The organism is Ruegeria sp. HU-ET01832 (assembly GCF_040371315.1).
GTDB lineage: Bacteria > Pseudomonadota > Alphaproteobacteria > Rhodobacterales > Rhodobacteraceae > Ruegeria > Ruegeria lacuscaerulensis_A.
This window is the reverse complement of record NZ_BAABWL010000006.1, coordinates 91,688-116,974: the sequence shown is the minus strand read 5'-3', so window position 1 is coordinate 116,974 and position 25,287 is coordinate 91,688. Positions and strand designations below refer to the sequence as shown.

At 58.2% G+C, this 25,287-nt stretch carries 26 protein-coding genes; 13 read left to right on the top strand and 13 right to left on the bottom strand.

Annotated elements, in window-relative coordinates:
• Positions 1 to 22 precede the first annotated feature (22 nt).
• The 3 genes from ABWV79_RS17710 to ABWV79_RS17700 are packed head-to-tail and all read right to left on the bottom strand — an operon-like array spanning position 23 to position 2,420.
• Complete coding sequence (locus ABWV79_RS17710) at positions 23 to 694, bottom strand: CPBP family intramembrane glutamic endopeptidase (protein WP_353393609.1); 672 nt, start codon at positions 692 to 694, stop codon at positions 23 to 25.
• Positions 691 to 1,338, bottom strand: coding sequence for an aminotransferase class IV family protein (locus ABWV79_RS17705; protein WP_353393607.1), 648 nt, complete (start codon positions 1,336 to 1,338; stop codon positions 691 to 693). The genes ABWV79_RS17710 and ABWV79_RS17705 overlap by 4 nt, the downstream gene beginning before the upstream one ends.
• On the bottom strand, positions 1,293 to 2,420 hold the full coding sequence (locus tag ABWV79_RS17700; protein WP_353393605.1) for an aminodeoxychorismate synthase component I: 1,128 nt from the start codon (positions 2,418 to 2,420) through the stop codon (positions 1,293 to 1,295). The genes ABWV79_RS17705 and ABWV79_RS17700 overlap by 46 nt, the downstream gene beginning before the upstream one ends.
• Before the next feature lie 176 nt (positions 2,421 to 2,596).
• On the opposite strand from ABWV79_RS17700, the gene carB reads away from it, so the two are divergent.
• The gene (gene carB, locus ABWV79_RS17695) at positions 2,597 to 5,941 is read left to right on the top strand and encodes a carbamoyl-phosphate synthase large subunit (RefSeq protein ID WP_353393603.1); all 3,345 of its coding nucleotides are present in this window, start codon (positions 2,597 to 2,599) and stop codon (positions 5,939 to 5,941) included.
• Positions 5,942 to 6,001: 60 nt separating this feature from the next.
• Here carB and ABWV79_RS17690 read toward each other — a convergent pair whose 3' ends face one another.
• The 3 genes from ABWV79_RS17690 to ABWV79_RS17680 are packed head-to-tail and all read right to left on the bottom strand — an operon-like array spanning position 6,002 to position 10,565.
• Positions 6,002 to 9,052: an efflux RND transporter permease subunit gene (locus ABWV79_RS17690; RefSeq protein ID WP_353393601.1), complete on the bottom strand. Its 3,051-nt coding sequence runs from the start codon at positions 9,050 to 9,052 to the stop codon at positions 6,002 to 6,004.
• 11 nt (positions 9,053 to 9,063) lie between these two features.
• The gene (locus tag ABWV79_RS17685) at positions 9,064 to 10,101 is read right to left on the bottom strand and encodes an efflux RND transporter periplasmic adaptor subunit (protein WP_170352368.1); all 1,038 of its coding nucleotides are present in this window, start codon (positions 10,099 to 10,101) and stop codon (positions 9,064 to 9,066) included.
• On the bottom strand, positions 10,098 to 10,565 hold the full coding sequence (locus tag ABWV79_RS17680; RefSeq protein ID WP_353393599.1) for a MarR family winged helix-turn-helix transcriptional regulator: 468 nt from the start codon (positions 10,563 to 10,565) through the stop codon (positions 10,098 to 10,100). Before ABWV79_RS17680 ends, ABWV79_RS17685 begins: the two co-directional genes overlap by 4 nt.
• A gap of 169 nt (positions 10,566 to 10,734) precedes the next feature.
• Between ABWV79_RS17680 and ABWV79_RS17675 the strand changes: the two genes are divergently transcribed.
• Together ABWV79_RS17675 and ABWV79_RS17670 are read left to right on the top strand one after the other, a co-directional pair.
• A complete protein-coding gene (locus ABWV79_RS17675) occupies positions 10,735 to 11,859 on the top strand; it encodes a beta-ketoacyl-ACP synthase III (protein ID WP_170352366.1) in 1,125 nt (374 codons plus the stop codon).
• A 128-nt stretch (positions 11,860 to 11,987) separates the two neighbouring features.
• Positions 11,988 to 12,374 (top strand): ankyrin repeat domain-containing protein, encoded by a 387-nt coding sequence (locus tag ABWV79_RS17670; protein ID WP_214648660.1) that lies wholly within the window; start codon positions 11,988 to 11,990, stop codon positions 12,372 to 12,374.
• 14 nt (positions 12,375 to 12,388) lie between these two features.
• Here the strand turns inward: ABWV79_RS17670 and ABWV79_RS17665 are convergent, their stop codons facing one another.
• Entirely contained in the window at positions 12,389 to 12,850 is a 462-nt protein-coding gene (locus tag ABWV79_RS17665; RefSeq protein WP_068336404.1) for a hypothetical protein, read from the bottom strand.
• Positions 12,851 to 13,207: 357 nt separating this feature from the next.
• On the opposite strand from ABWV79_RS17665, the gene ABWV79_RS17660 reads away from it, so the two are divergent.
• Complete coding sequence (locus ABWV79_RS17660; protein WP_170352365.1) at positions 13,208 to 13,786, top strand: thymidine kinase; 579 nt, start codon at positions 13,208 to 13,210, stop codon at positions 13,784 to 13,786.
• Here the strand turns inward: ABWV79_RS17660 and ABWV79_RS17655 are convergent.
• From ABWV79_RS17655 to ABWV79_RS17635, 5 genes are all read right to left on the bottom strand, one after another.
• Positions 13,783 to 14,733 carry a 2-hydroxyacid dehydrogenase gene (locus ABWV79_RS17655; RefSeq protein WP_353393596.1) on the bottom strand — a complete coding sequence of 317 codons (951 nt, stop codon included), beginning with the start codon at positions 14,731 to 14,733 and terminating at the stop codon, positions 13,783 to 13,785. The two genes, ABWV79_RS17660 and ABWV79_RS17655, sit on opposite strands and share 4 nt — an antisense overlap.
• Positions 14,733 to 15,071 (bottom strand): tRNA-binding protein, encoded by a 339-nt coding sequence (locus ABWV79_RS17650; protein ID WP_170352363.1) that lies wholly within the window; start codon positions 15,069 to 15,071, stop codon positions 14,733 to 14,735. The genes ABWV79_RS17655 and ABWV79_RS17650 overlap by 1 nt, the downstream gene beginning before the upstream one ends.
• Positions 15,064 to 15,879 (bottom strand): pyrroline-5-carboxylate reductase, encoded by an 816-nt coding sequence (proC, locus tag ABWV79_RS17645; RefSeq protein WP_353393594.1) that lies wholly within the window; start codon positions 15,877 to 15,879, stop codon positions 15,064 to 15,066. The genes ABWV79_RS17650 and proC overlap by 8 nt, the downstream gene beginning before the upstream one ends.
• Positions 15,880 to 15,916: 37 nt before the next feature.
• Positions 15,917 to 16,417 carry a type III secretion system chaperone family protein gene (locus ABWV79_RS17640; RefSeq protein ID WP_170352361.1) on the bottom strand — a complete coding sequence of 167 codons (501 nt, stop codon included), beginning with the start codon at positions 16,415 to 16,417 and terminating at the stop codon, positions 15,917 to 15,919.
• A gap of 309 nt (positions 16,418 to 16,726) precedes the next feature.
• The gene (locus ABWV79_RS17635; protein ID WP_170352360.1) at positions 16,727 to 16,975 is read right to left on the bottom strand and encodes an accessory factor UbiK family protein; all 249 of its coding nucleotides are present in this window, start codon (positions 16,973 to 16,975) and stop codon (positions 16,727 to 16,729) included.
• A 97-nt stretch (positions 16,976 to 17,072) separates the two neighbouring features.
• Between ABWV79_RS17635 and lgt the strand changes: the two genes are divergently transcribed.
• From lgt to ABWV79_RS17605, 6 genes are all read left to right on the top strand, one after another.
• Positions 17,073 to 17,960 carry a prolipoprotein diacylglyceryl transferase gene (lgt, locus tag ABWV79_RS17630; RefSeq protein ID WP_353393592.1) on the top strand — a complete coding sequence of 296 codons (888 nt, stop codon included), beginning with the start codon at positions 17,073 to 17,075 and terminating at the stop codon, positions 17,958 to 17,960.
• Positions 17,957 to 19,024: a class I SAM-dependent methyltransferase gene (locus ABWV79_RS17625; RefSeq protein ID WP_353393590.1), complete on the top strand. Its 1,068-nt coding sequence runs from the start codon at positions 17,957 to 17,959 to the stop codon at positions 19,022 to 19,024. The genes lgt and ABWV79_RS17625 overlap by 4 nt, the downstream gene beginning before the upstream one ends.
• A complete protein-coding gene (gene pgeF / locus ABWV79_RS17620; RefSeq protein WP_353393588.1) occupies positions 19,021 to 19,779 on the top strand; it encodes a peptidoglycan editing factor PgeF in 759 nt (252 codons plus the stop codon). Before ABWV79_RS17625 ends, pgeF begins: the two co-directional genes overlap by 4 nt.
• 271 nt (positions 19,780 to 20,050) lie before the next feature.
• Positions 20,051 to 20,179 carry a hypothetical protein gene (locus ABWV79_RS17615; RefSeq protein WP_280635732.1) on the top strand — a complete coding sequence of 43 codons (129 nt, stop codon included), beginning with the start codon at positions 20,051 to 20,053 and terminating at the stop codon, positions 20,177 to 20,179.
• Between the two features lie 173 nt (positions 20,180 to 20,352).
• Positions 20,353 to 20,511 (top strand): hypothetical protein, encoded by a 159-nt coding sequence (locus ABWV79_RS17610; protein ID WP_170352357.1) that lies wholly within the window; start codon positions 20,353 to 20,355, stop codon positions 20,509 to 20,511.
• Between the two features lie 2 nt (positions 20,512 to 20,513).
• Entirely contained in the window at positions 20,514 to 21,290 is a 777-nt protein-coding gene (locus ABWV79_RS17605; protein ID WP_170352356.1) for a Hint domain-containing protein, read from the top strand.
• A gap of 116 nt (positions 21,291 to 21,406) precedes the next feature.
• Here the strand turns inward: ABWV79_RS17605 and ABWV79_RS17600 are convergent, their stop codons facing one another.
• Positions 21,407 to 21,907, bottom strand: a complete 501-nt coding sequence (locus ABWV79_RS17600; protein WP_170352355.1) for an Lrp/AsnC family transcriptional regulator — start codon at positions 21,905 to 21,907, stop codon at positions 21,407 to 21,409.
• 227 nt (positions 21,908 to 22,134) lie between these two features.
• Between ABWV79_RS17600 and trxB the strand changes: the two genes are divergently transcribed.
• The 3 genes from trxB to ABWV79_RS17585 are packed head-to-tail and all read left to right on the top strand — an operon-like array spanning position 22,135 to position 25,269.
• Positions 22,135 to 23,076, top strand: a complete 942-nt coding sequence (gene trxB / locus ABWV79_RS17595; protein WP_353393585.1) for a thioredoxin-disulfide reductase — start codon at positions 22,135 to 22,137, stop codon at positions 23,074 to 23,076.
• A 3-nt stretch (positions 23,077 to 23,079) separates the two neighbouring features.
• Entirely contained in the window at positions 23,080 to 23,538 is a 459-nt protein-coding gene (locus tag ABWV79_RS17590) for an RES family NAD+ phosphorylase (RefSeq protein WP_353393583.1), read from the top strand.
• A 60-nt stretch (positions 23,539 to 23,598) separates the two neighbouring features.
• Positions 23,599 to 25,269, top strand: a complete 1,671-nt coding sequence (locus tag ABWV79_RS17585) for an adenylate/guanylate cyclase domain-containing protein (RefSeq protein ID WP_353393582.1) — start codon at positions 23,599 to 23,601, stop codon at positions 25,267 to 25,269.
• Positions 25,270 to 25,287 lie beyond the last annotated feature (18 nt).

Genomic DNA, 25,287 nt, shown 5'->3' with positions numbered 1-25,287 from the left:
AAAGTCAAGGCAGGTATCCCGCTCAAAACGGCCTTTGCACGTTGCCCGAGTAGAAATAGATGCCCAGACCGACCGCAAAGGTGATATTGCCCGCAATCGCATGCAGCAGCACCGCATAGAAAAACGAACCGCGCCTGCGATAGGCCCAGGTGAACAGTAGCCCGCCCGCAAAGGTCATGACAGCGACGATCCAGCTCCAGTACATCAGGTGAGCCAGCGAAAACAGCCCGGCGTTCAGTAGATAGGCCGCGCGTTCGCCGGGCAGGATCGCGTGATAGCGGCGAAAGAACAGCGACCGAAACAGTAGCTCTTGCGGCAGGGCCGAGACAATCGGATAGAACATCCAGATCACCAACAGCATCTGCGGCCGTTCGCGCAGCAGGAAAAAGGCCGCCTCGGGCCGGGCGATCATGACCAAGGCCACACAGAACCCGGTCATCAAGATTGCGAAAATGGCAACTTCGGTCCAGGACCAGTTATAAGGGTTGTATCGAAGCTCTGCCCACGCAAATCCCGGCGTGTAATGCAGCAGGACGATGCCGATGGCCGTAAAGGTAAATAGCGACGGAAACATCCAGTTCGGCGGGAAAAACACCGCGATCAACACCGGTACTACAACAAAAAACAGACAGAACTCCAGCCGCAACCGCAATAGCGGTGCCGCACTTTCGGCCCAATCGGTTTGTTTGCTCACTGTATTGCCAACTCCGCCCGGATCAGACCACGTAGAGAATTTCCGACATAGAGTTTTTCCGCGTTTTGCAGATCGGTCAAGGTCACCGGGGCCGCGGTAACCTGTTTATTATCCAGCAATTCTTCGCGCAGAATGCCAGGCAGGACGCCGCTGAACAACGCAGGTGTCAATCGCCGGCCATCCGCCATGTGTACAAACAGGTTGGTGATCGTGCCCTCACACAGTTCATCGCGCTCGTTCAGGAACAGCAACTCATCTATCCCCGGTGGCAGCGATGCGCGGGCGTCATCGTACAAAGCGCGCTGCGTTGTCTTGTGCTGCAACCATACATCCGAGGCCTGCAGACGCTGATCCGCTATTGCCACCCGCCAGAGCGGCGGGTTCTCGGCCAGTGCGCCGGTCGTCACCTCTACAGCGCCCGCTGCGTCCAGCGTCAGGCGACAACACAGAAGGGATGGACCCGCGACACCTTCCAAAGCGGCAAACGCTCGGTCCCGATCAAACGGCACTCCTAGCGCCGCAGCGGAGCGACCCATGCGGGCCAAATGGCGATCACGGCGCACAAACCCCTGCCTCGGCCGGAAGGCCAGCGTTTCGATCAGGCGGAAGTCAGGATCATCTGGCGGGCGAAGCGGGCTTTCCATAGCGCCTCCTCATATTCGGATGGGGCGGTGCTGTCCCAGACCACGCCGCCGCCCACATTCAGTGTGGCTTTGCCGCCCTCGACCATCAGCGTGCGGATGGCAACGTTAAATTCCGACCGCCCATCCGGCGCGGCCCAGCCGATGGCACCGCAATAGATGTCGCGCGGCCAGGGTTCGAGATCGGACAGAATCTCCATCGCGCGGATTTTGGGCGCACCGGTGATCGAGCCGCAGGGGAAAAGCGCCATCAGAATGTCCGAAAGCTCGGCCCCCAGATGCAGCTGCGCCTGCACCAGCGAGATCATCTGATGCACGGTCGCGTAGGTTTCGACCTTGAACAGTTCGGGCACGTTGACCGAACCGGGCAGCGCCACACGGCTGATATCGTTGCGCAGCAGGTCGACGATCATCAAGTTCTCGGCCCGGTTCTTTGCATCGGTCGACAGGAAATCGCGGCGGCGGGCGTCTTCGGCCAAGTCTTCGCTGCGCGGTTGGGTGCCTTTCATCGGGCGCGTTTCGATCAAACGGTCGGCATCGGTACGGAAAAACAGCTCGGGCGAGCGGCTGAGCAAGTCAGGCAACCCGTCCTGCTGCACAAGCGCGCCGTGGCCCACGGGCTGACCCGCCGCCAGCGCGGCATAAAGCGCAGCGCTGGCGCCTTCGAGCATCAGGTCAATCGGAAAGGTCAGGTTTGCCTGATAGATATCGCCCGCGCCGATGGCCTCGTGCACTCGGTTGAAGGCGCGCGTATAACGCGCTTCGTCCCAGAGAGGCGCGAAACCGGTCATTCCACCCGCAGGCGCAGGCAGGTTGCTTTGGGCTGGCGCGTCAAAGACGCCAAAGCACAGCAATGGCAGGCGGCGGCCCTCGGGCATCCGCGCGGACAACCTCGGCTCCAGCGCATAACCAAGCTCATAGCTGGCATAACCGGCCAACCACGCACCATCCGCGCGCGCGGAATCCAGCGCCTCCAACGAGTGGAGCACGTCCTCCGCGCGGTCGGCGCGGATCACCTGCGTGGGCCGGTCAAAAGTGGTCCCTTGCCCGGCCGGGCCCTGATCGAAACGAATACGCACCTGCATCCTCATTTGCCGTGCTGCGCGGTATAGAGAATACGGTGCCGAGGGAAAGAGGGGAAAGCGGCAATTTCACCCCTGTTTCCGATACCCCTTGAACCTTTTCGCGCTGTCCCTATAACGCAGGACAATTTGGGCGCTTGGGGGTGCCCTGACTCGCGAACAATTGAAGGAACGTGGCCATGCCGAGAAGAACCGACATCAAGTCGATCATGATCATCGGGGCGGGGCCCATTGTCATCGGTCAGGCATGCGAGTTCGACTATTCCGGCGCTCAAGCGTGTAAAGCCCTGCGCGAAGAAGGCTACCGGGTCATTCTGGTGAACTCGAACCCTGCCACGATCATGACCGACCCCGGTCTGGCCGATGCTACCTATATCGAGCCGATCACCCCCGAAGTTGTTGCCAAGATCATCGAGAAAGAGCGCCCCGACGCGCTGCTGCCCACCATGGGCGGGCAGACCGGGCTGAACACTTCGCTGGCGCTGGAAGAGATGGGCGTGCTGGACAAGTTCGGCGTCGAGATGATCGGCGCCAAGCGGGACGCCATCGAAATGGCCGAAGACCGCGCCCTCTTCCGCGAGGCGATGGACCGGCTGGGCATCGAAAACCCCAAGGCCGAGATTGTGACCGCCCCCAAGGACGCGGACGGCAAGAAAGATCTGGACGCAGGCGTAGCGCTGGCGCTTGAGACGCTGGAGACCGTCGGTCTGCCCGCCATCATCCGCCCCGCCTTTACATTGGGCGGCACCGGCGGCGGCGTAGCCTATAACCGCGAAGACTATATCCATATTTGCCGCACAGGCATGGATGCGTCCCCCGTGGGTCAGATCCTGATCGACGAAAGCCTGCTGGGCTGGAAAGAATATGAGATGGAGGTGGTGCGCGACACCGCCGACAACGCCATCATCGTCTGCTCCATCGAAAACGTCGATCCGATGGGTGTGCACACGGGTGACTCGATCACCGTGGCCCCGGCCCTGACGCTGACTGACAAAGAATACCAGATCATGCGTAACCACTCGATTGCCGTGCTGCGCGAGATCGGGGTCGAGACCGGCGGATCGAACGTGCAATGGGCGATCAACCCCGTCGATGGCCGCATGGTCGTGATCGAGATGAACCCGCGCGTGTCGCGCTCGTCTGCGCTGGCGTCCAAGGCGACCGGTTTCCCGATTGCGAAAATCGCCGCGAAACTGGCCGTGGGTTATACGCTGGACGAGCTGGACAACGACATCACCAAGGTCACGCCTGCGTCCTTCGAACCGACCATTGACTATGTGGTCACCAAGATCCCGAAATTCGCCTTCGAGAAATTCCCCGGCTCGGAACCCTACCTGACCACCGCGATGAAGTCGGTGGGTGAGGCCATGTCCATCGGCCGCACTATCCACGAATCGATGCAAAAGGCGCTGGCGTCGATGGAGTCTGGCCTGACCGGCTTTGACGAGATTGAAATCCCCGGCCTCAACGTGGGTTTGTGGGATGAGGCTGACGACAAGGCCGCCGTGATCAAGGCCATCAGCCAGCAGACACCGGATCGCCTGCGCACCATCGCGCAGGCCATGCGCCATGGTCTTACCGACGATGAGATATTCGGCGTCACCAAGTTCGACCCGTGGTTCCTTGCCCGCATCCGCGAGATCATCGACGCCGAGCGTCAGGTGCGCAAAGACGGCCTGCCCGTCACCGAGGACGGCATCCGCAAGCTGAAAATGCTGGGCTTCACCGACGCGCGTCTGGGCAACCTGACTGGCCGGGACGAGGCCAATATCCGCCGCGCCCGGCGCAATCTGGGCGTACACGCCGTGTTCAAACGCATCGACACCTGCGCCGCCGAGTTTGAGGCGCAGACGCCCTATATGTACTCGACCTATGAGGCCCCGATGATGGGCGAGGTCGAGTGCGAGGCGCGCCCGAGCGACCGCAAAAAGGTTGTCATTCTGGGCGGTGGCCCCAACCGGATCGGTCAGGGGATCGAGTTCGACTATTGCTGCTGTCACGCCTGTTTCGCGCTGACGGATCAGGGCTATGAGACCATCATGGTCAACTGCAACCCCGAGACGGTCAGCACCGACTATGACACCTCGGACCGCCTGTATTTTGAGCCGCTGACCTTTGAACACGTCATGGAAATCCTGACCAAGGAACAGGAAAACGGCACGCTGCACGGTGTGATCGTTCAGTTCGGCGGTCAGACCCCGCTGAAACTGGCCAACGCGCTTGAGGCCGAAGGCATTCCGATCCTTGGCACCACGCCGGACGCCATCGACCTTGCCGAAGACCGCGAACGCTTCCAGGCGCTGGTCAACGAACTGGGTCTGAAACAGCCCAAGAACGGCATCGCCTCGACCGATGAACAAGCGCTTGAGATCGCGGACAAGATCGGTTTCCCGCTGGTGATCCGCCCCTCCTACGTTCTGGGCGGCCGCGCGATGGAAATCGTGCGCGATATGGAGCAACTGAAACGTTATATTAACGAGGCCGTCGTGGTCTCGGGCGACAGTCCCGTTCTTCTGGACAGCTATCTGGCCGGCGCGGTTGAACTGGACGTCGATGCGTTGTGCGACGGCACCGATGTGCATGTGGCGGGCATCATGCAGCATATCGAAGAGGCGGGCGTGCATTCGGGCGACTCGGCCTGTTCGCTGCCGCCCTACTCGCTGTCCAAGGATATCCTCGACCAGATCAAGGATCAGGCGTTCAAACTGGCCAAAGCGCTGAACGTCGTGGGCCTGATGAACGTGCAGTTCGCGATCAAGGACGATGAGATCTACCTGATCGAAGTGAACCCCCGCGCTTCGCGGACGGTGCCGTTCGTCGCCAAGGCGACCGACAGCGCGATTGCGTCCATCGCGGCGCGTATCATGGCTGGTGAGAAGCTCTCGACCTTCCCGATGCGCCCCGCGTACAAAGAAGGTCAGGACACCAAGATTGCCGACCAGATGACGCTGGCCGACCCGGACATGCCGTGGTTCTCGGTGAAAGAGGCGGTGCTGCCCTTCGCCCGCTTCCCTGGCGTCGACACCATTCTGGGCCCGGAAATGCGCTCGACCGGCGAGGTCATGGGCTGGGACCGCGACTTCCCGCGTGCCTTCCTCAAGGCGCAGATGGGCGCTGGTATGGTTCTGCCGTCTAAGGGCCGCGCATTTATCTCGATCAAGGATGCTGACAAAACACCCTCGATGCTTGAGGCGGCGCAGGTGCTGACGGCACAGGGCTTTACGCTGGTTGCCACGCGCGGCACGCAATCGTGGCTGGCGGAACAGGGCGTGGCCTGCGACGTAGTCAACAAGGTCTATGAAGGTCGTCCGGACGTGGCAGACATGTTGAAAGACGGTCAGGTACAATTGGTGATGAACACCACTGAAGGTGCGCAGGCGGTCGAAGACAGTAAAGCCATCCGGTCGATCGCACTCTATGACAAGATCCCCTATTTCACCACTGCGGCCGCAAGCCATGCAGCAGCTTTGGCGATCAAGGCGCAGGCCGAGGGCGATGTCGAGGTCAAATCTCTTCAGGGCTGACCCCGCCACCCAGCACCAGAATAAAGCAAAACCCCCGGTCGATGACCGGGGGTTTTTCATTTAAACAACAGGTTGCGGAGCGGACTTTCGCCGGTATTCCGGCAGGAAGAACACCATGTAGAACACCGGCGCCGCCACCATGGTCAGGATCGTGGCAAAAGCCAGTCCGCCCATGATCGTCACCGCCATCGATTTGAAGAATGCATCCGTCAACAGCGGTGCCATCCCCAGAATGGTGGTGATCGCTGCCAGCATCACAGGACGCAGACGCGAAACCGAGGCTTCAATGATCGACTCGCGCAATCCTTTGCCGGTTTCGCGCACAAGGTCGATCTCTTCTACCAAAACGATTCCGTTCTTGATCAACATCCCCGAAAGACTCAGCAGCCCAAGCAGCGCCGTAAACGTGAAGGGCAATCCGGTGCCCAGCAAGCCCAGAACCACTCCATTGACCGACATAGGCACAAGCAACCAGATGATGATCGGCTGACGGATCGCGTTAAAGATCAGCACCGAGATCAGCACCATGATCAGCAAGCTCAGCGGCAGTTGACGCCCAAGGCTTTCATTCGCTTCGCCGGCATTTTCGAACTCACCACCCCATTCCATCCGATACCCCGCAGGCAGGTCCATGCTTTCGATAGCCTCACGGACTTCGGAGTGTACCTGAGCTGCCGTGAATCCCGCCGGAATATCCGCGCCAACTGTGATGTTCAGAACCCTGTCCCTTCGGTGCACAAGCGTGTTCAACGCCTTATATTCGAACCCATCCACCATCTGCTCTATAGGAACAAAACGCTCGGATTGGTCCGAGAACACGACCTGGTCCACGATCGAATAATCTCCGTCCGCCGGTCGACGCAGGATGATCGGGATCAGGCGATCCCTTTCGCGGAAAACGCCGCCCGTGATTCCATCGGTCGAAAACTGCAGCGTGGCGGCAATATCCTCGCGTGTAACACCCGCGGTCTGCGCGCGTTCGGTCGCATAGATCGGCTGGACGGCCAACGCCTTTTCACGCCAGTCATGATGAACGTGTAGCGCGTTTTGCGACGCATCCCGCATCCGCAACACAGCCTCATCCGCAAGCTGGCGCAGCACAACCGGGTCACTGCCCGAGAAGCGGGCCTGGATTGGATCGCCTCCGCCCGGACCAAAGATCAGTCGTCTTGTACGAAACTTTCCTTCAGGAAATTGCGCCTGACCAAATTCCGCAAGTTCGGCACGCAGCGGGGGGATGTCCTCCAGCGTCCTGGTACGGATGATCAGGTGGCCGTAACTTGGATTGGGTTTCTCTGCCTCATAAGTTAGCAGGAAACGGGTCGCGCCCTGCCCGACAAAGGTGGCGACGGACACTACATCATCCCGGTTGGCCAGCCACTCTTCGAACACCGCCATATCCTCAGCGGTCCGCGCGATCGGCGTTCCTTGCGGCAGGTTGTAATGGACGAAGAACAGCGGCGTGTTCGAGTCGGGAAAGAACTGCTGTTTCACCAGCCCGAACCCGGCAAAGCACGCCACGGTGACAGACACCAACAAGGCAATCACCAACCAGCGGAACCGCAATGCCCATCTTAGGATCGCTCCGTAGACACGGAACATGATGCCGCCATAGGCATCAATTGCACCAGCTTTACCCTGCTTGAAAAAGTAATGTCCCAGCATCGGAGTAACCGTCAGGGCCAGAATCCAGCTCAGCAAAAGTGATATTCCGATGACGGCAAACAGCGAGAACATGAACTCTCCGGTCGCGTCCGGGCTTAAGCCTATCCCGGCGAAAGCCATGATGCCGATGATGGTCGCCCCCAAAAGCGGAATTTGGGTTTTGGATGCGGCCTCGTCTGCTGCATCGCGCGAGTTTTTGCCCCGCAACATTGCGATTTGCATTCCTTCGGCGACCACGATGGCGTTGTCGACCAGCATACCCATCGCAATAATCAGGGCCCCTAGGGAAATCCGTTCCATCTCGATGGAAAACAGCGCCATGAACAGCAACGTCCCGACAACGGTCAGCAACAGCGTCGAGCCGACGACAATCGCGGCCCGCCAACCCATGAACAAGGCCAGGACAAGAACGACGATTGCCACCGACATCGCAAGGTTCAACAGAAAATCGTTCGAGGCTTGCTCGACGACCACGTGCTGCCGATAGATCGGCAGGATTTCGACACCGTAGGGGATTTGCCCGTCAAGTTCGGCGAATTTCTCGTCTGCGCGCTTGCCAACCTCGACAATGTTCTCGGTCGACAGCCCCGCAATGCCCAGCGTAAAGGCTTCTTCCCCGTTAAAGCGGATGATGACATCCGGGTCGGTCTGGCGGCCGCGGTACACATTTGACATGTCAAACAGGTTGATTACCTGCCCCTGCGACCCAACGGACAGACCCGCAATGGCCGAAACAGTGTCGGAGCCTTCGGCGGTCAGGACCGTTGTTCGGTCATCTGCAGACCGCAACGAGCCTGATGCGTTGACCGAATCCGCATTGGCAATCGCATCGTTGATTGCCTGCAGCGGCACGTTCTGATTGACCGAGATTGCCAAGTCCGGTTCGACGAAAATCGCCTCTTGCGGCAGGCCCATGACTTCGACATCGGCCACCCCTTCGACCGTCAGCAATTCGCGCCGCAGAAACGTGGATAATTCGTGTTTTTCAGCGTCCGAAAAGCCATTCGCAGTGACTGCATAGAACAGGCCGAACACGTCGCCGAATCCATCGTTAACCAATGGCTGGCCGACCCCGGACGGCAACGCCCGGGCTGCGTCCCGTACCTTGGCGCGCAGCTTGGTCCAGACTTCGGGCAGCTCGGTACCGTCATAGGTCGACTTGATCTCAACCTCGATCAGCGAAAACCCCGGCTGGTTGAGCGAGGTGATGGTTTTGACCTCTCCCATCTGCTGAATGGCGGATTCCAGCGGCTCCGATACCTCCAGAGCCACCTGCTCGGCTGTTGCACCGGGATACTGCGTGGCGATGACAGCATTCTTGATGGTAAAGGCCGGGTCCTCCAGTCGCCCAAGCGACAGAAAACCCCAGATTCCGCCGAACAAGGCGATCAGGATGATCAACCACGTATAGATTGGCCGGTCTATGGATCCGCGTGCGATATTCATGCGTCCGCCCCTTAGTTCGCAAAGCCGGCAAAGCGGCGTACGGCTTGCCCGTCGATCAGCGCTCCGCCTCCGGCAACCACGATTTCATCGCCATCCTCCAGCCCGGACAGGACGCTTACGTCACCCGATGCCGTGGGTTCAATGGTCACGGGGACCCATTTGACACTGCCTTCATCCGCGCCGACGGGCGAAAAGACAAAGACACCCAAAACACCTTCAGCATCCGCAACAATCGCTGTGGCCGGAACAACGATACCTGTACGTTGGTCCTGTACCTGCACATTCACCGTTACCGATGACCCCGGAAGAATCTGCAGACCTTCTGGCGGTGTCAGGCCGAATTGAATGCGGAAAGTCTGACCGACGCTCGACGACTCGGCGTCGAATTCCCGAATTTGCAGAGGGAATACTTCGTCGCTGACGGGGAATTTCGCCGTGATGGTGATGTCATCCTGCTGGCCCGACCGCTGGAACAAAATCTCGGGCACGTCGACTTCGATGCGCAGCTCGGACATGTCATGGATACGCACAATCGGTGTCCCCGCCGAGACGGTCGTAAAGGATTCCACTGCCCGGCTTGAAACCAGAGCATCAAAGGGGGCTGTTAGCGTGGCCTGCTCTAGATCATAAAGCGCATCGCGCACCGCAATATCCGCCAGCTGAGCCGCTGTCTCGGCATCATCCACCGCAACTTGACTTGCTGCAGTTCCCCGCAGACGGGACAAGCGCGCCAGCGTCCGGTCCGCCTGATCTTTCTGCAGCACAGCCCGGTCGTAGCGACGCTGGAATGGTTCACGATCCAGTTCCGCAATCAATTCGCCTTTGGGAATCACGAAACCTTCGGTCACCGGCATATCAACGATTTGCCCCGCCACCTGAAAAGCCAGATCAACCGTCTGTCGCGCTGCGACCCGGCCAAAGAACTGCCGCGAAAACCCGGGCGCGGTTTCTTGCACAACCATCAGCTTGACCGGCTTGGCAGCACTTTCTGCCATGGCCGTGGTGGCCAGCATGGTCAGGGCGAGGCCCAGAACAGAGATCAATTTCATTTCTTCAACCCCTCGGGTATTCCCGTTTTCAGAATGTTTTCACGGATTTTCCGGGCAAGCCGGCCGAATTCGGCCGTTTCATCAGGCGTCAAACCGGATGCGCGCTGAAACAGCGCCCCGGCCTCGGCCACCAAAGTCTGGCGCATCGCCACCCCCTTGTCGGACAACACCAACAGCCAGGCTCGACGATCGTCCGGATCGCGCTCTCGCGTCAGGTATCCTGCCGTTTCCAAAGCGTCAGCAGTAGACGTGATTGTGGATGGCACCGTCAGCATATCCGCCGCCAAAACGCCCATACGCTTGGGTTGGTCCAGTTTTATCACCATGTGACACTCTTGATGGGTCAGTTCGACCTCCATCAAATCAAAGCTTTCTTCCAGCTTCCAATAGAGGGCATAGACCCCCATCATGGCCTGCATTTCGGGGCTTAGTCGCTTTACCAGTGCGCTGTCGTCGAATGTCATGTGCCGAATCCGTTGCCGTTCGCAGGGCGTCATATACTTCAAAAAATGAACTATTCAAGATTTGAAGCGCATTGACGCCGCAACTTTGATATTCCCTTGGGTCAATCTCTCTTGAACTAACCTTGCGTTGACTGCATTTTGGGCAAATCCGAAAAACGCAGGGGCAACAATGTATACGCCAGCAATCACCGGCACCGGTGTGTTCACGCCAGACAACGTCATCACCAACGCGGAACTTGTTGCCGCCTTTAATGCATACGCCGACAAGGTGAATGCCGAAAATGCCGACGCGATTGCTTCGGGTGAAGTGGAACCTCTGCAGCATTCATCGGAAGAGTTCATTCTCAAAGCGTCAGGCATCGAGAACCGGTATGTGATGGACAAGACCGGCGTGCTGGACCCCGACGTGATGCACCCCTTGCTGCGCCAGCGCAGTGATGATGAACCCGGCATCATGACCGAGATGGCCGTGGATGCTTGCAAAAAGGCGCTGGCCCAGGCCGGGCGCGCACCCGAAGATGTGGATCTGGTGATCTGCGCCGCCTCGAACCATGAACGGGCCTATCCGGCGATTGCGATCGAAATCCAGCAGGCGCTGGGGATCAAAGGCTTTGGCTTTGACATGAATGTCGCCTGTTCCTCGGCCACCTTCGGTATTCAGGCGGCCGCTGACATGATCAGGTCTGGGTCAGTGAAATCCGCGCTGGTGGTCAATCCCGAGATTTGTTCGGGCCATCTGGAGTGGCGCGACCGCGATTGCCATTTCATTTTCGGAGACGTAGCGACCGCCACCCTGATCGAGCGTGTAGAAGACGCAAACGGTCCCTATTTCGAAATCCTCTCCACCCGTTGCGCGACCGAGTTTTCAAACAACATTCGCAACAACAACGGCTACCTGCGCCGTTCGCGCCCCGATGGCGTAGTTGATCGCCGCGACATGCAATTCATGCAGAACGGCCGTAAAGTCTTCAAGGAAGTGCTTCCGATGGTCAGCAAACACATTGCCGACCATATGGACTCCGAAGGGCTAAACAGCTCTGACCTGAAACGCCTGTGGCTACATCAGGCGAACAAGACGATGAACGATTTCATAGGCAAAAAAGTTCTAGGCCGCGAGCCCGAACCCGGCGAACAACCCAATATCTTGCAGGACTACGCCAACACGTCCTCAGCGGGGTCGATCATCGCATTCTCGAAATACTCTGATGATTTCGCGGATGGAGAAGTCGGTCTGATCTGTTCATTCGGGGCGGGGTATTCCGTGGGTTCGGTAATCGTGCGGCGGCACGGATAGTCAACTCGATCCATCGCGCAACTCAAGAATTCACTTGCTCCAGAACCCTTTGGCGTGATGGATTGAAGTCAACTTGCCTTTGCACGCATTAGCTGTGTCAGCGACACCAATCATTCTGAGTTCACAAAATGGCAACCAAACCTAAAGCACGTGCGACTCTGGAAGATATCCTGGCATCTTGTTCGGACGTTCTTTTCCCGGAATCTCTCGGCGAAGCTCCGGTTTCTTTGAACAGCCGCGCGTCAAACGGTGATACCGCGTTGCACGCCGTTCTTTGGCGCGACGACACCTACGCTGCCCTGACGTTGATTGCCGCTGGCGCTGACGTAAACGCAGTCGGCGACATGTCGGAAACGCCCCTTCACGTCGCGGTTAAGAAACGAAACCTGAGCGTTATCGAAGCGCTTTTGAAAGCGGGTGCTGATCCCCTTCTGAAATCGGAATTCGATCAGTCTGCAAAGGAATTGGCTGGCGCGTTTGGTGGCGACCTTAAACGGCTTTTCGATTTCAATTAACGAAAAACCGGCGATCAACTCACGCTTTCTTCTTCCAGATGCAGCTTCATCTCGATCAGGACCTGTTGCAACAAACTGGTCTCCTTCAACAGACGCTTGGCCTCGTTGACGGTGATGATGCCGTCTTCAATAGCAGCCTGATATTCGGTCATCAGCATTGCAAACCGTTGGCTTAGGGCAATGACATCCGAATTCACACCTCCGGTCCTGGGGGTATCCGTATTACGGCCATCATAGGACAGCGTGATATTCTTAAGATCCGCAAGGGCCGAGGTCACATGCGGAAAGTTCGAGACCGCCTCGAGCCGAGCAACCGCATCGACTGGCATAAAACGGTCCGCATGTTCCGCGTTGTCCGAGTAGTACCGACCCAATGTTGCCTTGGACTTGCCTGTAATCTCACAGGCCGATTCAATGCCGACGTCTTTTACCAACGCCTCGGTATGTTTTTTCAGATAAGCCCCGATATCTGCCATGTTTCAACCTTTACTGCCTGGCTTTCCCACGACATCTGCGACTATGGGGGAAAGGGTAAGGAAATTTCCCATACTCGAGTCATAATTGAAATGCCATAAATTGACTATCCCTCAGATATGCAGGGATTTTGTGAGTGAGTGGCGGCGTTTCCAGCCGGTAATGAGTGTTTGCAAGGCGGTTTTCTGGTCTTGCTCTGTTTTGGCCGCATGATGGCCGACGGCGTCGCTGTTGTTGACGTGGGGGTATCCATCCCCAATGAGCTTTCGCTCGACCCTTGCAACGACAACGGCGACGTCGCTTATTTCATAGAATTTGGTTACTTGCCCATGCGGATCAGGCGTTTTAGACCCGGGCACATGGCAAAACTGTACTTCAACTATTCAACCATGAACGCGGGTAAATCGACTGTGTTGTTGCAGGCCTCGCACAACTATCGTGAACGCGGCATGGACACCTATCTTATGACCGCACAGCTTGACGGTCGCGCGGGCGTGGGCAAGATCGCCTCGCGCATTGGCATATCTGCAGATGCCGACACGTTCGGGGCAGAAGATAACGTGTTCGACATGATCGAGAACCGTCTGGCGCAGGGTAAGGTGGCCTGCGTATTCGTAGACGAGGCACAGTTTCTGACCCGCGATCAGGTCTGGCAGCTGGCCAGTGCCGTGGATGATCTGAACGTACCGGTTCTTGCCTATGGGTTACGGGTAGATTTTCAGGGACAGCTGTTTCCCGGCTCTGCAGCCCTCTTGGCCCTGGCGGATGAGATGCGCGAAGTTCGAACGATATGCGAATGTGGGCGCAAGGCCACAATGGTCGTCCGTCAGGACGCGCACGGGAATACGATCACCGAAGGAGCACAGGTTCAGATCGGCGGGAACGAAACCTATGTCTCGCTCTGCCGCCGACACTGGCGCGAGGCGATGGGCGGTTAAACCGGCGTCAGCAGCGCCCGGCCTGCGATAAAGGCCGCAACATTGTCCAGCGCCAGGTAACCCATATCGGTGCGTACCTCGTCAGTGGCGGTACCCAGATGCGGGCACAGGGTCACGTTCTCCATGTCGATCAGCGCCTGCGGAACCTTGGGTTCGAATTCGTATACATCCAGCCCCGCCCCTGCGATCTGCCCGGACTGAAGGGCTGCGATCAGGGCAGCCTCGTCCACGACTTCTCCGCGCGCGATATTGATCAGTAAGGCATTGGGGTTCATCGCCTCAAGTACCGGCGCATTGATCAGATGTTGAGTTTCCGCTCCACCGGGGACGGCCAGCACCAGAAAATCGACCGACGCGGCCAAAGTGGATAGATCGGGTACGAACTCTGCCGGGAACTCCAATTCCTTCGCACTACGCGACTGATAGGCAACCTGCATGGAAAACCCAAAGTGACAGCGCCGGGCAATGGCCTGTCCGATCCGGCCCATGCCAACGATACCCACCCGCTTGCCGGTGACGTGGTGGCCCAGCATTTGCGCGGGATGCCAGCCATGCCAGCCCCCAGCCCTGACGACGCGTTCTCCTTCCCCGACACGGCGCGCGGTTGTCAGCAACAAAGTCATGGCGATATCGGCTGTGGCATCCGTAACGGCACCCGGCGTATTGGTGACCGCAATGCCTGACGCGCTGGCCGCGTCCACGTCAATATGGTTGTAGCCGACGCCGAAATTGGCCAGCAGTTTGCAGCGCGGATCGGACACATCCGCGAATACCTGCGCCGAAAAAAGATCGCCAAGCGTTGGCATTACCACGTCGAATTCCGTCAAGGCCCGCCGCATCTCATCCGGTGTCAGTGGCGACGTTTCTTTGCGAATCTCCGCATCGAACTCCGTCCGTGCGCGCTCCATTACGGCGTCGGTCATGGGGCGTGTAATCAATAATTTCATCAGTGCATCCTCCCGCCGGTCGGAACCTCTCCATCCGGTCCGATCAGAACGATCTCGCCATTTTCGTCGGGCAGACCCAAAACCAGCACCTCGGACATGAACTTGCCGATCTGGCGCGGCGGGAAATTCACCACGGCCATAACTTGCTTGCCCACCAGCGTAGCCGGATCGTAATGCGCGGTGATCTGGGCCGACGTCTTTCGCTCGCCGATCTCATCGCCGAAGTCGATCCACATCTTGATCGCCGGCTTGCGGGCCTCGGGGTACGGCTCGGCGCGGATCACTTCACCCACGCGGATGTCGACCTTGAGAAAATCGTCGAAGGAAATCTCACTCACGGGACAGCTCCTTGGATCGGTCGGTCGCGGCTTTGACGGCGCGGTGCAGCAGGTCTGGGAAGCCCTGTTCTTCGTGCATCAGCACCTCGAGCGCTGCCTGCGTGGTGCCATTGGGCGAGGTCACATTGACTCGCAGCTGCGCGGGGTCTTCGTCGGCGGTCATCGCTAGCGCGCCTGCCCCTGCAACAGTAGATTTGGCCAGCTTCATAGCTAGGTCATGCGGCAAGCCCTGCGCCTGCCCCGCAGCGGCCAGCGTTTCGATCAGGTGGAACACATAGGCCGGACCCGATCCGCTGAGGCCAGTAACTGCGTCCATCTGCGTCTCATCCGCCAGCCGGACAGTCTCACCAATCGCGGACAGCAGGTTTTCGGCCATGGTCACATCGGCCTCGGAGGCCTGTGCGTTACCGATCAGCGCCGTGATGCCCTGCCGGATTGCTGCAGGCGTATTCGGCATCGCCCGTACGATCGGCGTGCCCGCGCCCAACACAGATTCAAATGTGGAAATCGACGTCCCGGCCGCGACTGAGACGAACAGGCTTCCACCCCCGCCCAGCGCTTTGATCGCGGGCAATGCTTCGCCCATCGTCTGCGGTTTGACGGCCACAAGCACCACGGCTGGGGCTTCGGGCAACGGTGTGTTGATATTGACGCCTTGTGCTTTCAACCAGTCCGAGGGGTACGGATCCACGACCCAGACTGACGACGCTGGTAAGCCATGCTCTAGCCAGCCAGCCAGCATGGCCGATCCCATCTTTCCGCATCCCAGAAGCACAAGCCCCTGTTCCGCGATGCGCGACATGTCCATGATTGCCCCTCCCCATTATCTGGCTTGGGGCAAAGCTTTACGCGCGGCCGTAAGCCTCTGCAATGGCGACTTGCATCGCATCTTCGGGATCGCGATTCCCCCAAGTGACCAGTTGGATCGCCGGGTAATAGCGTTCAGCGCTCAGAACCGCAGCGGTGATCATCGTGTCGATCTGTTCCGGGCTGGCCGTCTGACCACCCGCCAGAACCAGACCATAGCGATAGACCATCAGTTTCTGGTTAGCCCAATAGGTAAACGCCCCGGCCCAGCACTGATCGTTCATCTTGTTCAGCAGCTCATACAGCTCGCTTTCCCGCTCGGATGGCGGGTCCATTTCGAACGAGCACACCATGCGCAGGGTTTCGTCATAGTTCGACCAGGCCAGAGTGATGGAATAGGTGCGCCACTGTCCTTCGACAGCCATGGCGATCTGATCATCGCCGATGCGATCAAAATCCCAGTCGTGATGTTCGGCCAGGTGTTCAACAATATCAATCGGATGAAGGTCTTCTTCGAGAAACTGCTCGGATAGGGCCATAATGCCACCTCACTTATCTCTAGCAATTCGGGGCTGGCAGCGCCCCAGCGCTAGTTGCCTGCTCTACAAGCCGGGCTTCCCCCATGTGCCTGTACTAAATATGGTGCGCCGCGCGCATCCATCTGGCAACCCTATTTATTGGGGATAACAGCAATAAGTTGTGGACGAACAGCAACGGAGATCAAAATATTGGCGCCGAGTACAGCTTTGTCTTGATTTACTTCTGCAGGGCAGCAAAATGCACAACACCGCACAATCTGGCGTCAGATTGCGCGGCGTTCTCTTTATCTTCGAATCTGTGCTGAGACGTTACTTGTCCAGCTTTGCCTCCAGCGCGGCGATACGCTGTTCCAAGGCTGCGTTTTCCTCGCGCGCCTTTTGCGCCATAGCGCGGACCGCGTCGAATTCTTCGCGGGTGACGAAATCGCGGTCGGCCAGCCAGCGGTCGATCATCGACTTCATCGCATTCTCGGCCTCTTCCCGCGCGCCCTGTGCCACGCCCATGGCGTTGGTCATCAGTTGGGATACATCATCGAGGATCTTGTTGCGGGTCTGCATGGTTTTTCTCCGAAATCGCGGTTGTTCTCTATATGGGTAAACTTTGCGTCAGGCTCAAGGTTGACTTGCCCTGCAAAGCACGGGCAATGAGACGCACATGCAGGCTGTTCTGAATTTCCCCGATCTGTCGCCCGAACTGTTCTCGATCTCACTCTTCGGGATGGAGTTCGCCCTGCGTTGGTACGCGCTGGCTTATATCGCAGGCATCCTGATCGCGTGGAGGCTGGGGTCAGCGGCGCTGAAACGCCCCGCGCTTTGGGCGGATAACACGCCGCCGATGAAACCCCAGCAGCTTGAGGATCTGATCACCTGGATCATTCTTGGGGTGATTCTGGGTGGTCGACTTGGGTTCGTGCTGTTTTACCAGCCGGCCTATTACCTTGCGAACCCAGCGGACATTTTGAAAGTCTGGCAGGGTGGCATGGCATTTCACGGCGGTCTGCTGGGGGTGATTGTTGCCTCTTACATCTATGCGCGCCGTCACCAGATATCGGTTCTGCCGCTGGCTGATCTCATTGCCCACACTGTTCCGCCGGGGTTACTGCTGGGACGGTTGGCCAACTTCATCAACGCCGAGCTTTGGGGCCGCCCCAGCGAGGTGCCATGGGCGGTAATCTTCCCTGGCCCTGCCGCGCAAGACTGCCCCGGTGTGCTGGTTGGCATGTGTGCACGTCATCCCTCGCAGCTTTACGAGGCCGCGCTGGAGGGGTTGCTGCTGGGGGCCGCGCTGCTGTGGCTGGTCTACCGCAAGGGCGCGCTGCGCAAACCCGGACTGGTTATGGGTGTGTTTCTGGCCGGGTATGGTGCGTCCCGGTTCATCGTTGAGTTCTTTCGGCAACCGGACGCACAGTTCATCTCGATCGGGAATCCTCTGGGTCTGGCATGGCATATTGGCGGGTATGGCCTGACCATGGGGCAGCTCTTGTCGCTGCCAATGATCGCGCTTGGCCTATGGTTCGCGCTGCGCGCGCGAAACGCGCGATGAGCCTGATTGACCATCTGCTGGAGCGCATCGCGCAAGACGGCCCGATGACCGTGGCCGACTACATGACCGAATGCCTGCTGCATCCGACGTATGGCTATTACACCACACGCGACCCTTTGGGTGTGCAGGGCGATTTCGTTACCGCGCCTGAAATCAGTCAGATGTTCGGTGAATTAATCGGCCTAAGTCTGGCGCAAAGCTGGATGGATCAGGGGCACCCCGATCACTTCGTTCTGGCCGAGCTAGGGCCGGGGCGCGGAACACTGATGGCGGACATCCTCCGGGCCACACGCGGGGTTCACGGGTTCCATGATGCGGCTGAAATCGTGTTATTCGAAGCCTCACCGACCTTGCGCGACATACAGGCAGAAACGTTGAAGGATTTTGCACCCCGCTGGATCACAAAGCTCACCGACTTGCCCGACGCGCCTTTGTTTCTGGTCGCCAACGAATTCTTTGACGCCCTGCCCATCCGCCAGTTCCTCCGCGACGGCCTGGCGTGGCGCGAGCGCCTTATCGGGGCTGAGGGCGAATCGCTGACCTTCGGGCTAGGGGCCCAAGCGGATCAGGTTGCGCTGACGGACCGATTGCAAGACACGAAAGATGGCGATCTGGTTGAGCTTTGCGCGGCTGCTATCCCCATCCTGACCGTCATCGCGGCTCGAATCGCCAGCCACGGCGGTGCCGGTCTGATCGTGGACTATGGCGACTGGCATTCGCTGGGCGACACGTTTCAGGCCCTGCGCGGGCATGAGCGAGTGAATCCGCTGGATACACCCGGTCAGGCGGATCTGACCGCGCATGTGGATTTCGAACCTCTTGCACTGGCAGCACGTGCCGCCGGTTGCGCCCATTCCCGCCTGACCCCTCAGGGCGCGTTTCTGGAACGGCTTGGCATTACCGCCCGTGCGCAAGCTTTGGCCAAACCGCTCGGCGGGTCCGAGCTTGATACGCTGGTGGCAGCACATCGCAGGTTGACGCATCCCGAGGAAATGGGAAACCTGTTCAAAGTACTGGGGCTCTGCCCCTCTTACGCGGCACCTCCACCGGGACTGGAACCATGACACTGGAAATACTGACCTCGGACATGCTGTCAAACGTACGCCACGGCTTTTTCAGCCGCCGTGGCGGAGCGTCATCAGGGGTGTTTTCTGGCTTGAATTGCGGCTATGGCTCGTCAGACCAGACCGAGGTTGTTTCGATCAACCGGGCGCGTGTAGCTCAGGCGATGGAGGTCGAGCCCGAGGCGCTTATTGGCGTACACCAGGTGCATTCTCCGACCGTGGTTAAGGTTGACGCACCGATGAACGGCGAGCGTCCACGCGCGGACGCAGTGGTCACAGCTACTCCGGGCTTGGCCCTGACCATACTTACAGCGGATTGCCAGCCCGTTCTTTTTGCCGACACCCACGCAAATGTTATTGGCGCGGCCCACGCAGGGTGGCGCGGAGCTTTGGACGGGGTGCTCGAATCAACGCTGGACGCCATGGAAGAACTGGGGGCAAAGCGCGAAAACACGGTCGCTGTAATTGGCCCGTCGATTTCACAACAAGCATACGAGGTCGGGCCTGAGTTCCTGGATGATTTCGTCGCAGAAACGCCAGAAAACCTGCGTTTCTTCGCAAATGGGGAAGGCGACAGACTGCAGTTTGACCTTCCCGCTTACGGTTTGCATCGCCTTCGACAGGCAGGCGTAGGCCAAGCTGAATGGACCCGGCACTGCACCTATTCAGACCCCGATAGATTCTATTCCTACCGGCGATCTACGCACGCCAAAGAAGCGGACTATGGACGCCTTATTTCTGCAATCAAATTGTAGACCTAGACTGAATTGTGGCGATTTCGCCGCTTTTTTGCCACATTCTTTGTGTCTACCTGAGTCGTAACAAGTTGAGTTTTATTGTCCGCTCTCAGGTGTTTATCTGCCGATGCTCCAGCAGTGTGAGACAGTATAAAGAAAGAGGAGCTACTAACCTTCATTTTGTCCTGAATTGATCCCGGATCAGCCTTATCGCTGCCTCAATATGGCGTCAGATTGGCATCCCAAAGGGAAATGGGGCCCAAAAACCCCAGAGGAGCAGGACCAGATCATGAAGGTAAAATCTCGCTTTCTGAGCGCCGTTGTCGCGGCGACCAACGAAAAAACGCCGGAGATGCCGTGGAAAAGCATTTCCAGCGACTCGGTCAGGGTTGCCCGTCGTTTGGCGGAACGGGTCTGATCGTGACGCCCAGGGTACCAAGCTGCCGGTTCCAGGGGCCAAGACGCGCATCGGAGGGGTGCTCCGGCCCGATGCGTGACCTGCCGCAGGTATTTTCCGCGGGCAGGTTCAGGGGTGTTGTGTGCGTGGGTAATTTTCGCCGGCGTTGTTGTGAGTTTGTCTGGGGGGTCAAGATGTTGACCAAAGGTGTGCTGAATACCATCACGTTGCGACGTCGGTTCGACGCTCGCCCTGAGGTCGCCCTTTCATTCAAAACAAAGAAAAAGATCGGTCAGACGGGCCTGTACGGAGGGTTCAACCTGTCTGCACGGATGATAGAAGGGACGGAATAAAAATGCCTATTCCACATTCGCTTTCGCGCGCGGCCAAAAACGCCGTCGATACATCGGCGATGCTGCGGGATGCGCCAAGAGACAAACCAAAGGCGCAACTGCGGCGCTATGAGGTGAGCGCGCTGCTGCCAAATGGCGATATTTCTCAGACCCGCCACATCGCGCCCGCTTTGCCGATGTTCGAGGACGCATTCTGCGCCTTTACCCGAGGATCTTTAATTGAGACGGAAACCGGCCCGCTCGCGATTGAGGACCTGCTGCCCGGCGATACTGTGCTGACGCAGGATGGCTCGTCTCAGACTGTGCTATGGAAAGGGTCTGTGACCCTGGTTCCCGGACGCGAGGATTCCCGAGGTCGGACTCGCCCTCTGACGCGGATCATGGCCGACACATTCGGGATGCAGAAACCTCTTTCAGGCGTTATCGCGGGCCCAGCGGCGCGGTTGGTTGGAACCCCGTCCCACCTGCGCCATCTGCACGGCAATGAGACCGTTTTGACCCCGGTTCACGAATTTCAGGACGGAATGAGCGTGGTCGAAACCCTGCCGCCAACGCCGATCGAACTGTTTCATATCTGTCTCAAGCGCCATTCGGTGATCAAGATCGACGGGCTGCAGTTCGAGACGTATCATCCCGGTGTCAATGCAGTTCGGATGATCAGCCATTCCTTGCGCTCGATCTACCTGAACCTGTTCGCGCATGCCGATTCGCTGAATGATTTTGGTCCGCTGCTGATGCCGCGTGCTGGCGACGGAGAGGTGGACGCGATCACAGCGTAAATTTTTGTCAGTGCTGCAGAGTGGGGGCTTTATGCAGATTCTTTTGGGTTGGGTGCTGTTCCTGATCGTTACAGCGATTCTTCCGCCATGTTGTTCCGCACATAAACGGATGCGCTTCAAGCCATCCGGTTCATGCGTTCTTCCAGAACATCGAACGGCACACCGGGCTCGTCCTTAGCGCCTCGAATCACAAGCGATGTCTTAACACTGGCCACATTTGGGGTGGTCAGCAAATCGCCGGTCAGGAACCGCTGAAAACTGCTAAGGTCAGGGGCGACGCATTTCAGGATGAAATCAACTTCGCCATTCAGCATGTGGCATTCGCGGACCAAGGGCCAGTCGCGGCACCGCTCTTCGAAGGCGCTCAGTTCGGTCTCGGCCTGACTTTCCAAACCAACGCTGGCAAAGACCTGAACCTCGAATCCCAGCTCTCGCGCGTTCACTTCGGCGTGGTAACCGCGGATCAGGCCGGATTCCTCAAGCGTACGGACGCGCCGCAAACACGGAGGCGCAGAAATGCCGACACGTTTCGCAAGTTCGACATTGGTCATTCGACCGTCTGCCTGCAATTCCGCCAGAATTTTGCGGTCAATCTCATCCAGCCGTGTCGCGACCATAAAATGCTCCTGATTTTTCGGTTGTTATATCAGCACCCAGAAGATGCGCAATAATCTTTCGCGTTAGCGCAATATTCTTTATTTTAAACGCCCTATTTATGGGCGCCATTCGCGTGACGCATAGCGGTTCTCTGTCAGGAAGGGGCTTTAAGCACCGCCATCGGGTCGCTATATCCAGTCGCCAAGGGGCCACGCGCCCACATCAGGCAGATCGAGTTGGGGGTACCATGGCCGAAACGAAACACACCAAGGTTCTGATCATAGGTTCGGGGCCCGCCGGATACACGGCAGGCGTTTATGCCAGCCGCGCAATGCTGGAACCGATCCTGGTGCAGGGCATTGAACCCGGCGGTCAGTTGACCACCACCACAGAGGTCGAGAACTGGCCCGGCGACACAGAGGTTCAAGGCCCCGACCTGATGGTTCGTATGCAGGACCATGCTAAGGCAATGGGATGTGAGATCATCGGTGACATCATCAGCGATCTGGACGTCAGCAAACGCCCCTTCACTGCCAAAGGCGACAGCGGCACGACCTATACAGCTGATGCAGTCATTCTGGCGACCGGCGCACGCGCAAAATGGCTTGGGCTGCCGTCCGAGGACAAGTTTAAAGGCTTTGGTGTCTCGGCCTGCGCCACCTGCGATGGGTTCTTCTATCGTGGACAGGAAATCGTTGTCATTGGCGGCGGCAACACTGCCGTGGAAGAAGCTCTGTTTTTGACGAACTTTGCCAGCAAGGTCACCCTGATCCACCGTCGCGACGAACTGCGGGCCGAGAAAATCCTGCAGGACCGCCTGATGAAAAACGAGAAGATTGAACCGCTTTGGTTCCACGAGCTGGATGAAGTGCTTGGCACCGATGCGCCTTTGGGCGTTGAGGGCGTGCGCGTCAAGAACGTGAAAACCGGTGAATTCTCTGAGATTCGCTGTAAGGGGGTGTTTATTGCTATCGGGCACGCCCCTGCGAATGAGCTGGTCAAGGACACGCTTGAAACCCACATGGGTGGCTATGTCGTGACCAAGCCGGGTTCTACCGAGACTTCGATACCAGGCGTATTCGCCGCCGGTGACTTAACTGACCACATCTATCGTCAGGCCGTTACCAGCGCCGGTATGGGCTGCATGGCAGCGCTGGATGCCGAGCGGTTCCTGGCGGAGCAGGACTAGCCAATGATAGAATTCTCCGGCCCGGTCTGGAGAATTCTGTTTCGAACACATTCAGACGCCCCTTTGGTCCCCGCTCGGGCGCCAGAGGGGCGTTTTCACTATGCAGGTCAGACCGCGCTTTATGCATCTCTCAGCGCCGAAGGGGCCGAAGTCGCGATACGTCGCTATGTATCGCGCGATGACCCACCGCGAATCCTGCAACGTGCAAGGATCACAGAGGCACGTCTTGTCGACCTGAGAGGTCAGGCCGAAGCATCCATCGTTTGGCAAGACATTGCAAAAACCTGCGGACGTTCGCCAACCTGGCAATTCTCGGACAAGGCCCGAGCTTTAGGTGCCGATGGCATGATCTATAGCTCTCGATCACGGCCCCAGCTCAGCCATGTGGTTTTATTCCGTACCAGTGTCCGGCTTATTTGCGTCGATGCCCCGTCAGAAACCTGGGTACCTGCTTATTCTTGACCCGCCCGCGCGCCCGTATCAGACTCGGGGCACAAGGCAAGAATTCACAGGTGACCTGAAGTGAAGAGCGTATTGTGGCAAGGCGGGTGGATAACCCGGCTGAGGATTGGCAGTGGCCTGATCCTGTTCGCGTTTGCATTCCTGCACTTCATCAATATCGGCTTGGGCCTGTTCCACACCGACTACCTGCACGGAATGCAAGACGGCCGCCACGCTGTCACCCGTCACGACATCGGCAGCGCCTTGCTCTATGCCGCTTTGTTCATTCACTCGGGTCTGGCGCTCTATTCGATCAGTCAACGCAAAACACTAAAAATGCCGCTGAGCATGGCATTGCAGATTGTTCTGGGATTGCTGATCCCGCTGCAACTGATCGCGCATATCGTTCACACACGTTACGCGCACGAGGTGTTCAACGTGAACGACGAGATGGGGTACATCATCGCGCTGATGTGGCCCAGCTCGGCGATCTGGATGCAAAGCATGCTCTTGCTGGTCGTTTGGGTGCACAGCTGCATTGGTCTTCATATGTGGCTGCGGTTGACCAAATGGTGGCCCAAAACAGTTCCCTATCTGATCGGATTGGCCGTGTTCGTCCCGTCATTTGCGATGGCGGGACTATTGACAGAAGGGCGGCGGATTTGGGCCGATTTCGGCGACCCGTTTCTGCGCGACCAATATATCGAGCATTACAATTGGCCGTCGCCCGAAGAATTTCAGGCTCTGTTTAGCGTCAAGGGCAATGCGCTATTGGCCTTTTGGATCGCTCTGGGTGTTTCGTTGGCCGTGTTTGCGGGACGCAAACTTCTACGGCGCAGACATTCGGTCCGCGTTACATATGTCGAAGGACCAGAAGTCGTCGCTGAAAAAGGCATGACCCTGCTTGAGATATCGCAGGCCAGTGGCATCCCACATACGGCCCTGTGCGGTGGCAAAGGCCGCTGCACCACGTGCCGAGTCATTGTCGAAGACGGTGCGGCAGAGCTTCCGGCTCCAAGCGAAGTTGAAGCCCGCAGCCTTGCCGCAGTCCGGGCGCCCAAAGGCGCGCGGCTGGCTTGCCAAATCCGCCCGACTCAGCCGATTACGGCCTTTCGAATGTTTCGTCCTGATGGCCTTCGAAACCGCGCACATGCCAGCCAGGGCCAGGAACGTCAGCTTGCCGTTCTGTTTCTGGACATGCGTGGGTTTACGTCGCGCACAACGGGACAGCTGCCATATGATATTGTCTTCCTTCTAAACCGTTTTTTTGATGCGATCGTTCCTGCGATCACTGCCGAAGGTGGGGTGGTCGACAAATACATGGGCGATGGTCTTTTGGCCGTGTTCGAAACCGCCGACCCCGCAAGTTCCGCCCGTGCTGGTTTGATGGCCGCAGCCGATGTCAGCCGCGCACTGGAACGATTCAACAAGCAACTCAACGCAGAAGGCAGCTCGCATATTCGCATAGGCATGGGGTTGCATCTGGGTGATCTGGTTCTGGGTGAAATCGGTGCCGCCGGAACAGCGACCCGTACCATCATCGGAGACGCGGTCAACGTTGCCAGCCGGTTAGAGGCAGAGACCAAAACTCTGGGCGTCGAGCTTTTGGTCTCAGAAGACCTTCTGCGCGCGGCCGGATATGACGGTGACGAAACCGGGCTACAGTCTTTCAAACTAAGGGGGGTTTCTCGCCCGATTCCTGCGTTACCGGTAAGAAACGCCACCTTACTGGCGCTTAGGATAGCTGCTTAGGAACACATGGCCTAGAAC

Coding starts and splice junctions, on each gene's coding strand:
- ABWV79_RS17705 (WP_353393607.1), bottom strand. CDS start 1,338: ATGGAAAGCCCGCTTCGCCCGCCAGATGATCCTGACTTCCGCCTGATC.
- ABWV79_RS17700 (WP_353393605.1), bottom strand. CDS start 2,420: ATGCAGGTGCGTATTCGTTTCGATCAGGGCCCGGCCGGGCAAGGGACC.
- carB (WP_353393603.1), top strand. CDS start 2,597: ATGCCGAGAAGAACCGACATCAAGTCGATCATGATCATCGGGGCGGGG.
- ABWV79_RS17690 (WP_353393601.1), bottom strand. CDS start 9,052: ATGAATATCGCACGCGGATCCATAGACCGGCCAATCTATACGTGGTTG.
- ABWV79_RS17685 (WP_170352368.1), bottom strand. CDS start 10,101: ATGAAATTGATCTCTGTTCTGGGCCTCGCCCTGACCATGCTGGCCACC.
- ABWV79_RS17680 (WP_353393599.1), bottom strand. CDS start 10,565: ATGACATTCGACGACAGCGCACTGGTAAAGCGACTAAGCCCCGAAATG.
- ABWV79_RS17675 (WP_170352366.1), top strand. CDS start 10,735: ATGTATACGCCAGCAATCACCGGCACCGGTGTGTTCACGCCAGACAAC.
- ABWV79_RS17670 (WP_214648660.1), top strand. CDS start 11,988: ATGGCAACCAAACCTAAAGCACGTGCGACTCTGGAAGATATCCTGGCA.
- ABWV79_RS17665 (WP_068336404.1), bottom strand. CDS start 12,850: ATGGCAGATATCGGGGCTTATCTGAAAAAACATACCGAGGCGTTGGTA.
- ABWV79_RS17660 (WP_170352365.1), top strand. CDS start 13,208: ATGGCAAAACTGTACTTCAACTATTCAACCATGAACGCGGGTAAATCG.
- ABWV79_RS17655 (WP_353393596.1), bottom strand. CDS start 14,733: ATGAAATTATTGATTACACGCCCCATGACCGACGCCGTAATGGAGCGC.
- proC (WP_353393594.1), bottom strand. CDS start 15,879: ATGGACATGTCGCGCATCGCGGAACAGGGGCTTGTGCTTCTGGGATGC.
- ABWV79_RS17640 (WP_170352361.1), bottom strand. CDS start 16,417: ATGGCCCTATCCGAGCAGTTTCTCGAAGAAGACCTTCATCCGATTGAT.
- ABWV79_RS17635 (WP_170352360.1), bottom strand. CDS start 16,975: ATGCAGACCCGCAACAAGATCCTCGATGATGTATCCCAACTGATGACC.
- lgt (WP_353393592.1), top strand. CDS start 17,073: ATGCAGGCTGTTCTGAATTTCCCCGATCTGTCGCCCGAACTGTTCTCG.
- ABWV79_RS17625 (WP_353393590.1), top strand. CDS start 17,957: ATGAGCCTGATTGACCATCTGCTGGAGCGCATCGCGCAAGACGGCCCG.
- pgeF (WP_353393588.1), top strand. CDS start 19,021: ATGACACTGGAAATACTGACCTCGGACATGCTGTCAAACGTACGCCAC.
- ABWV79_RS17615 (WP_280635732.1), top strand. CDS start 20,051: ATGAAGGTAAAATCTCGCTTTCTGAGCGCCGTTGTCGCGGCGACCAAC.
- ABWV79_RS17610 (WP_170352357.1), top strand. CDS start 20,353: ATGTTGACCAAAGGTGTGCTGAATACCATCACGTTGCGACGTCGGTTC.
- ABWV79_RS17605 (WP_170352356.1), top strand. CDS start 20,514: ATGCCTATTCCACATTCGCTTTCGCGCGCGGCCAAAAACGCCGTCGAT.
- ABWV79_RS17600 (WP_170352355.1), bottom strand. CDS start 21,907: ATGGTCGCGACACGGCTGGATGAGATTGACCGCAAAATTCTGGCGGAA.
- trxB (WP_353393585.1), top strand. CDS start 22,135: ATGGCCGAAACGAAACACACCAAGGTTCTGATCATAGGTTCGGGGCCC.
- ABWV79_RS17590 (WP_353393583.1), top strand. CDS start 23,080: ATGATAGAATTCTCCGGCCCGGTCTGGAGAATTCTGTTTCGAACACAT.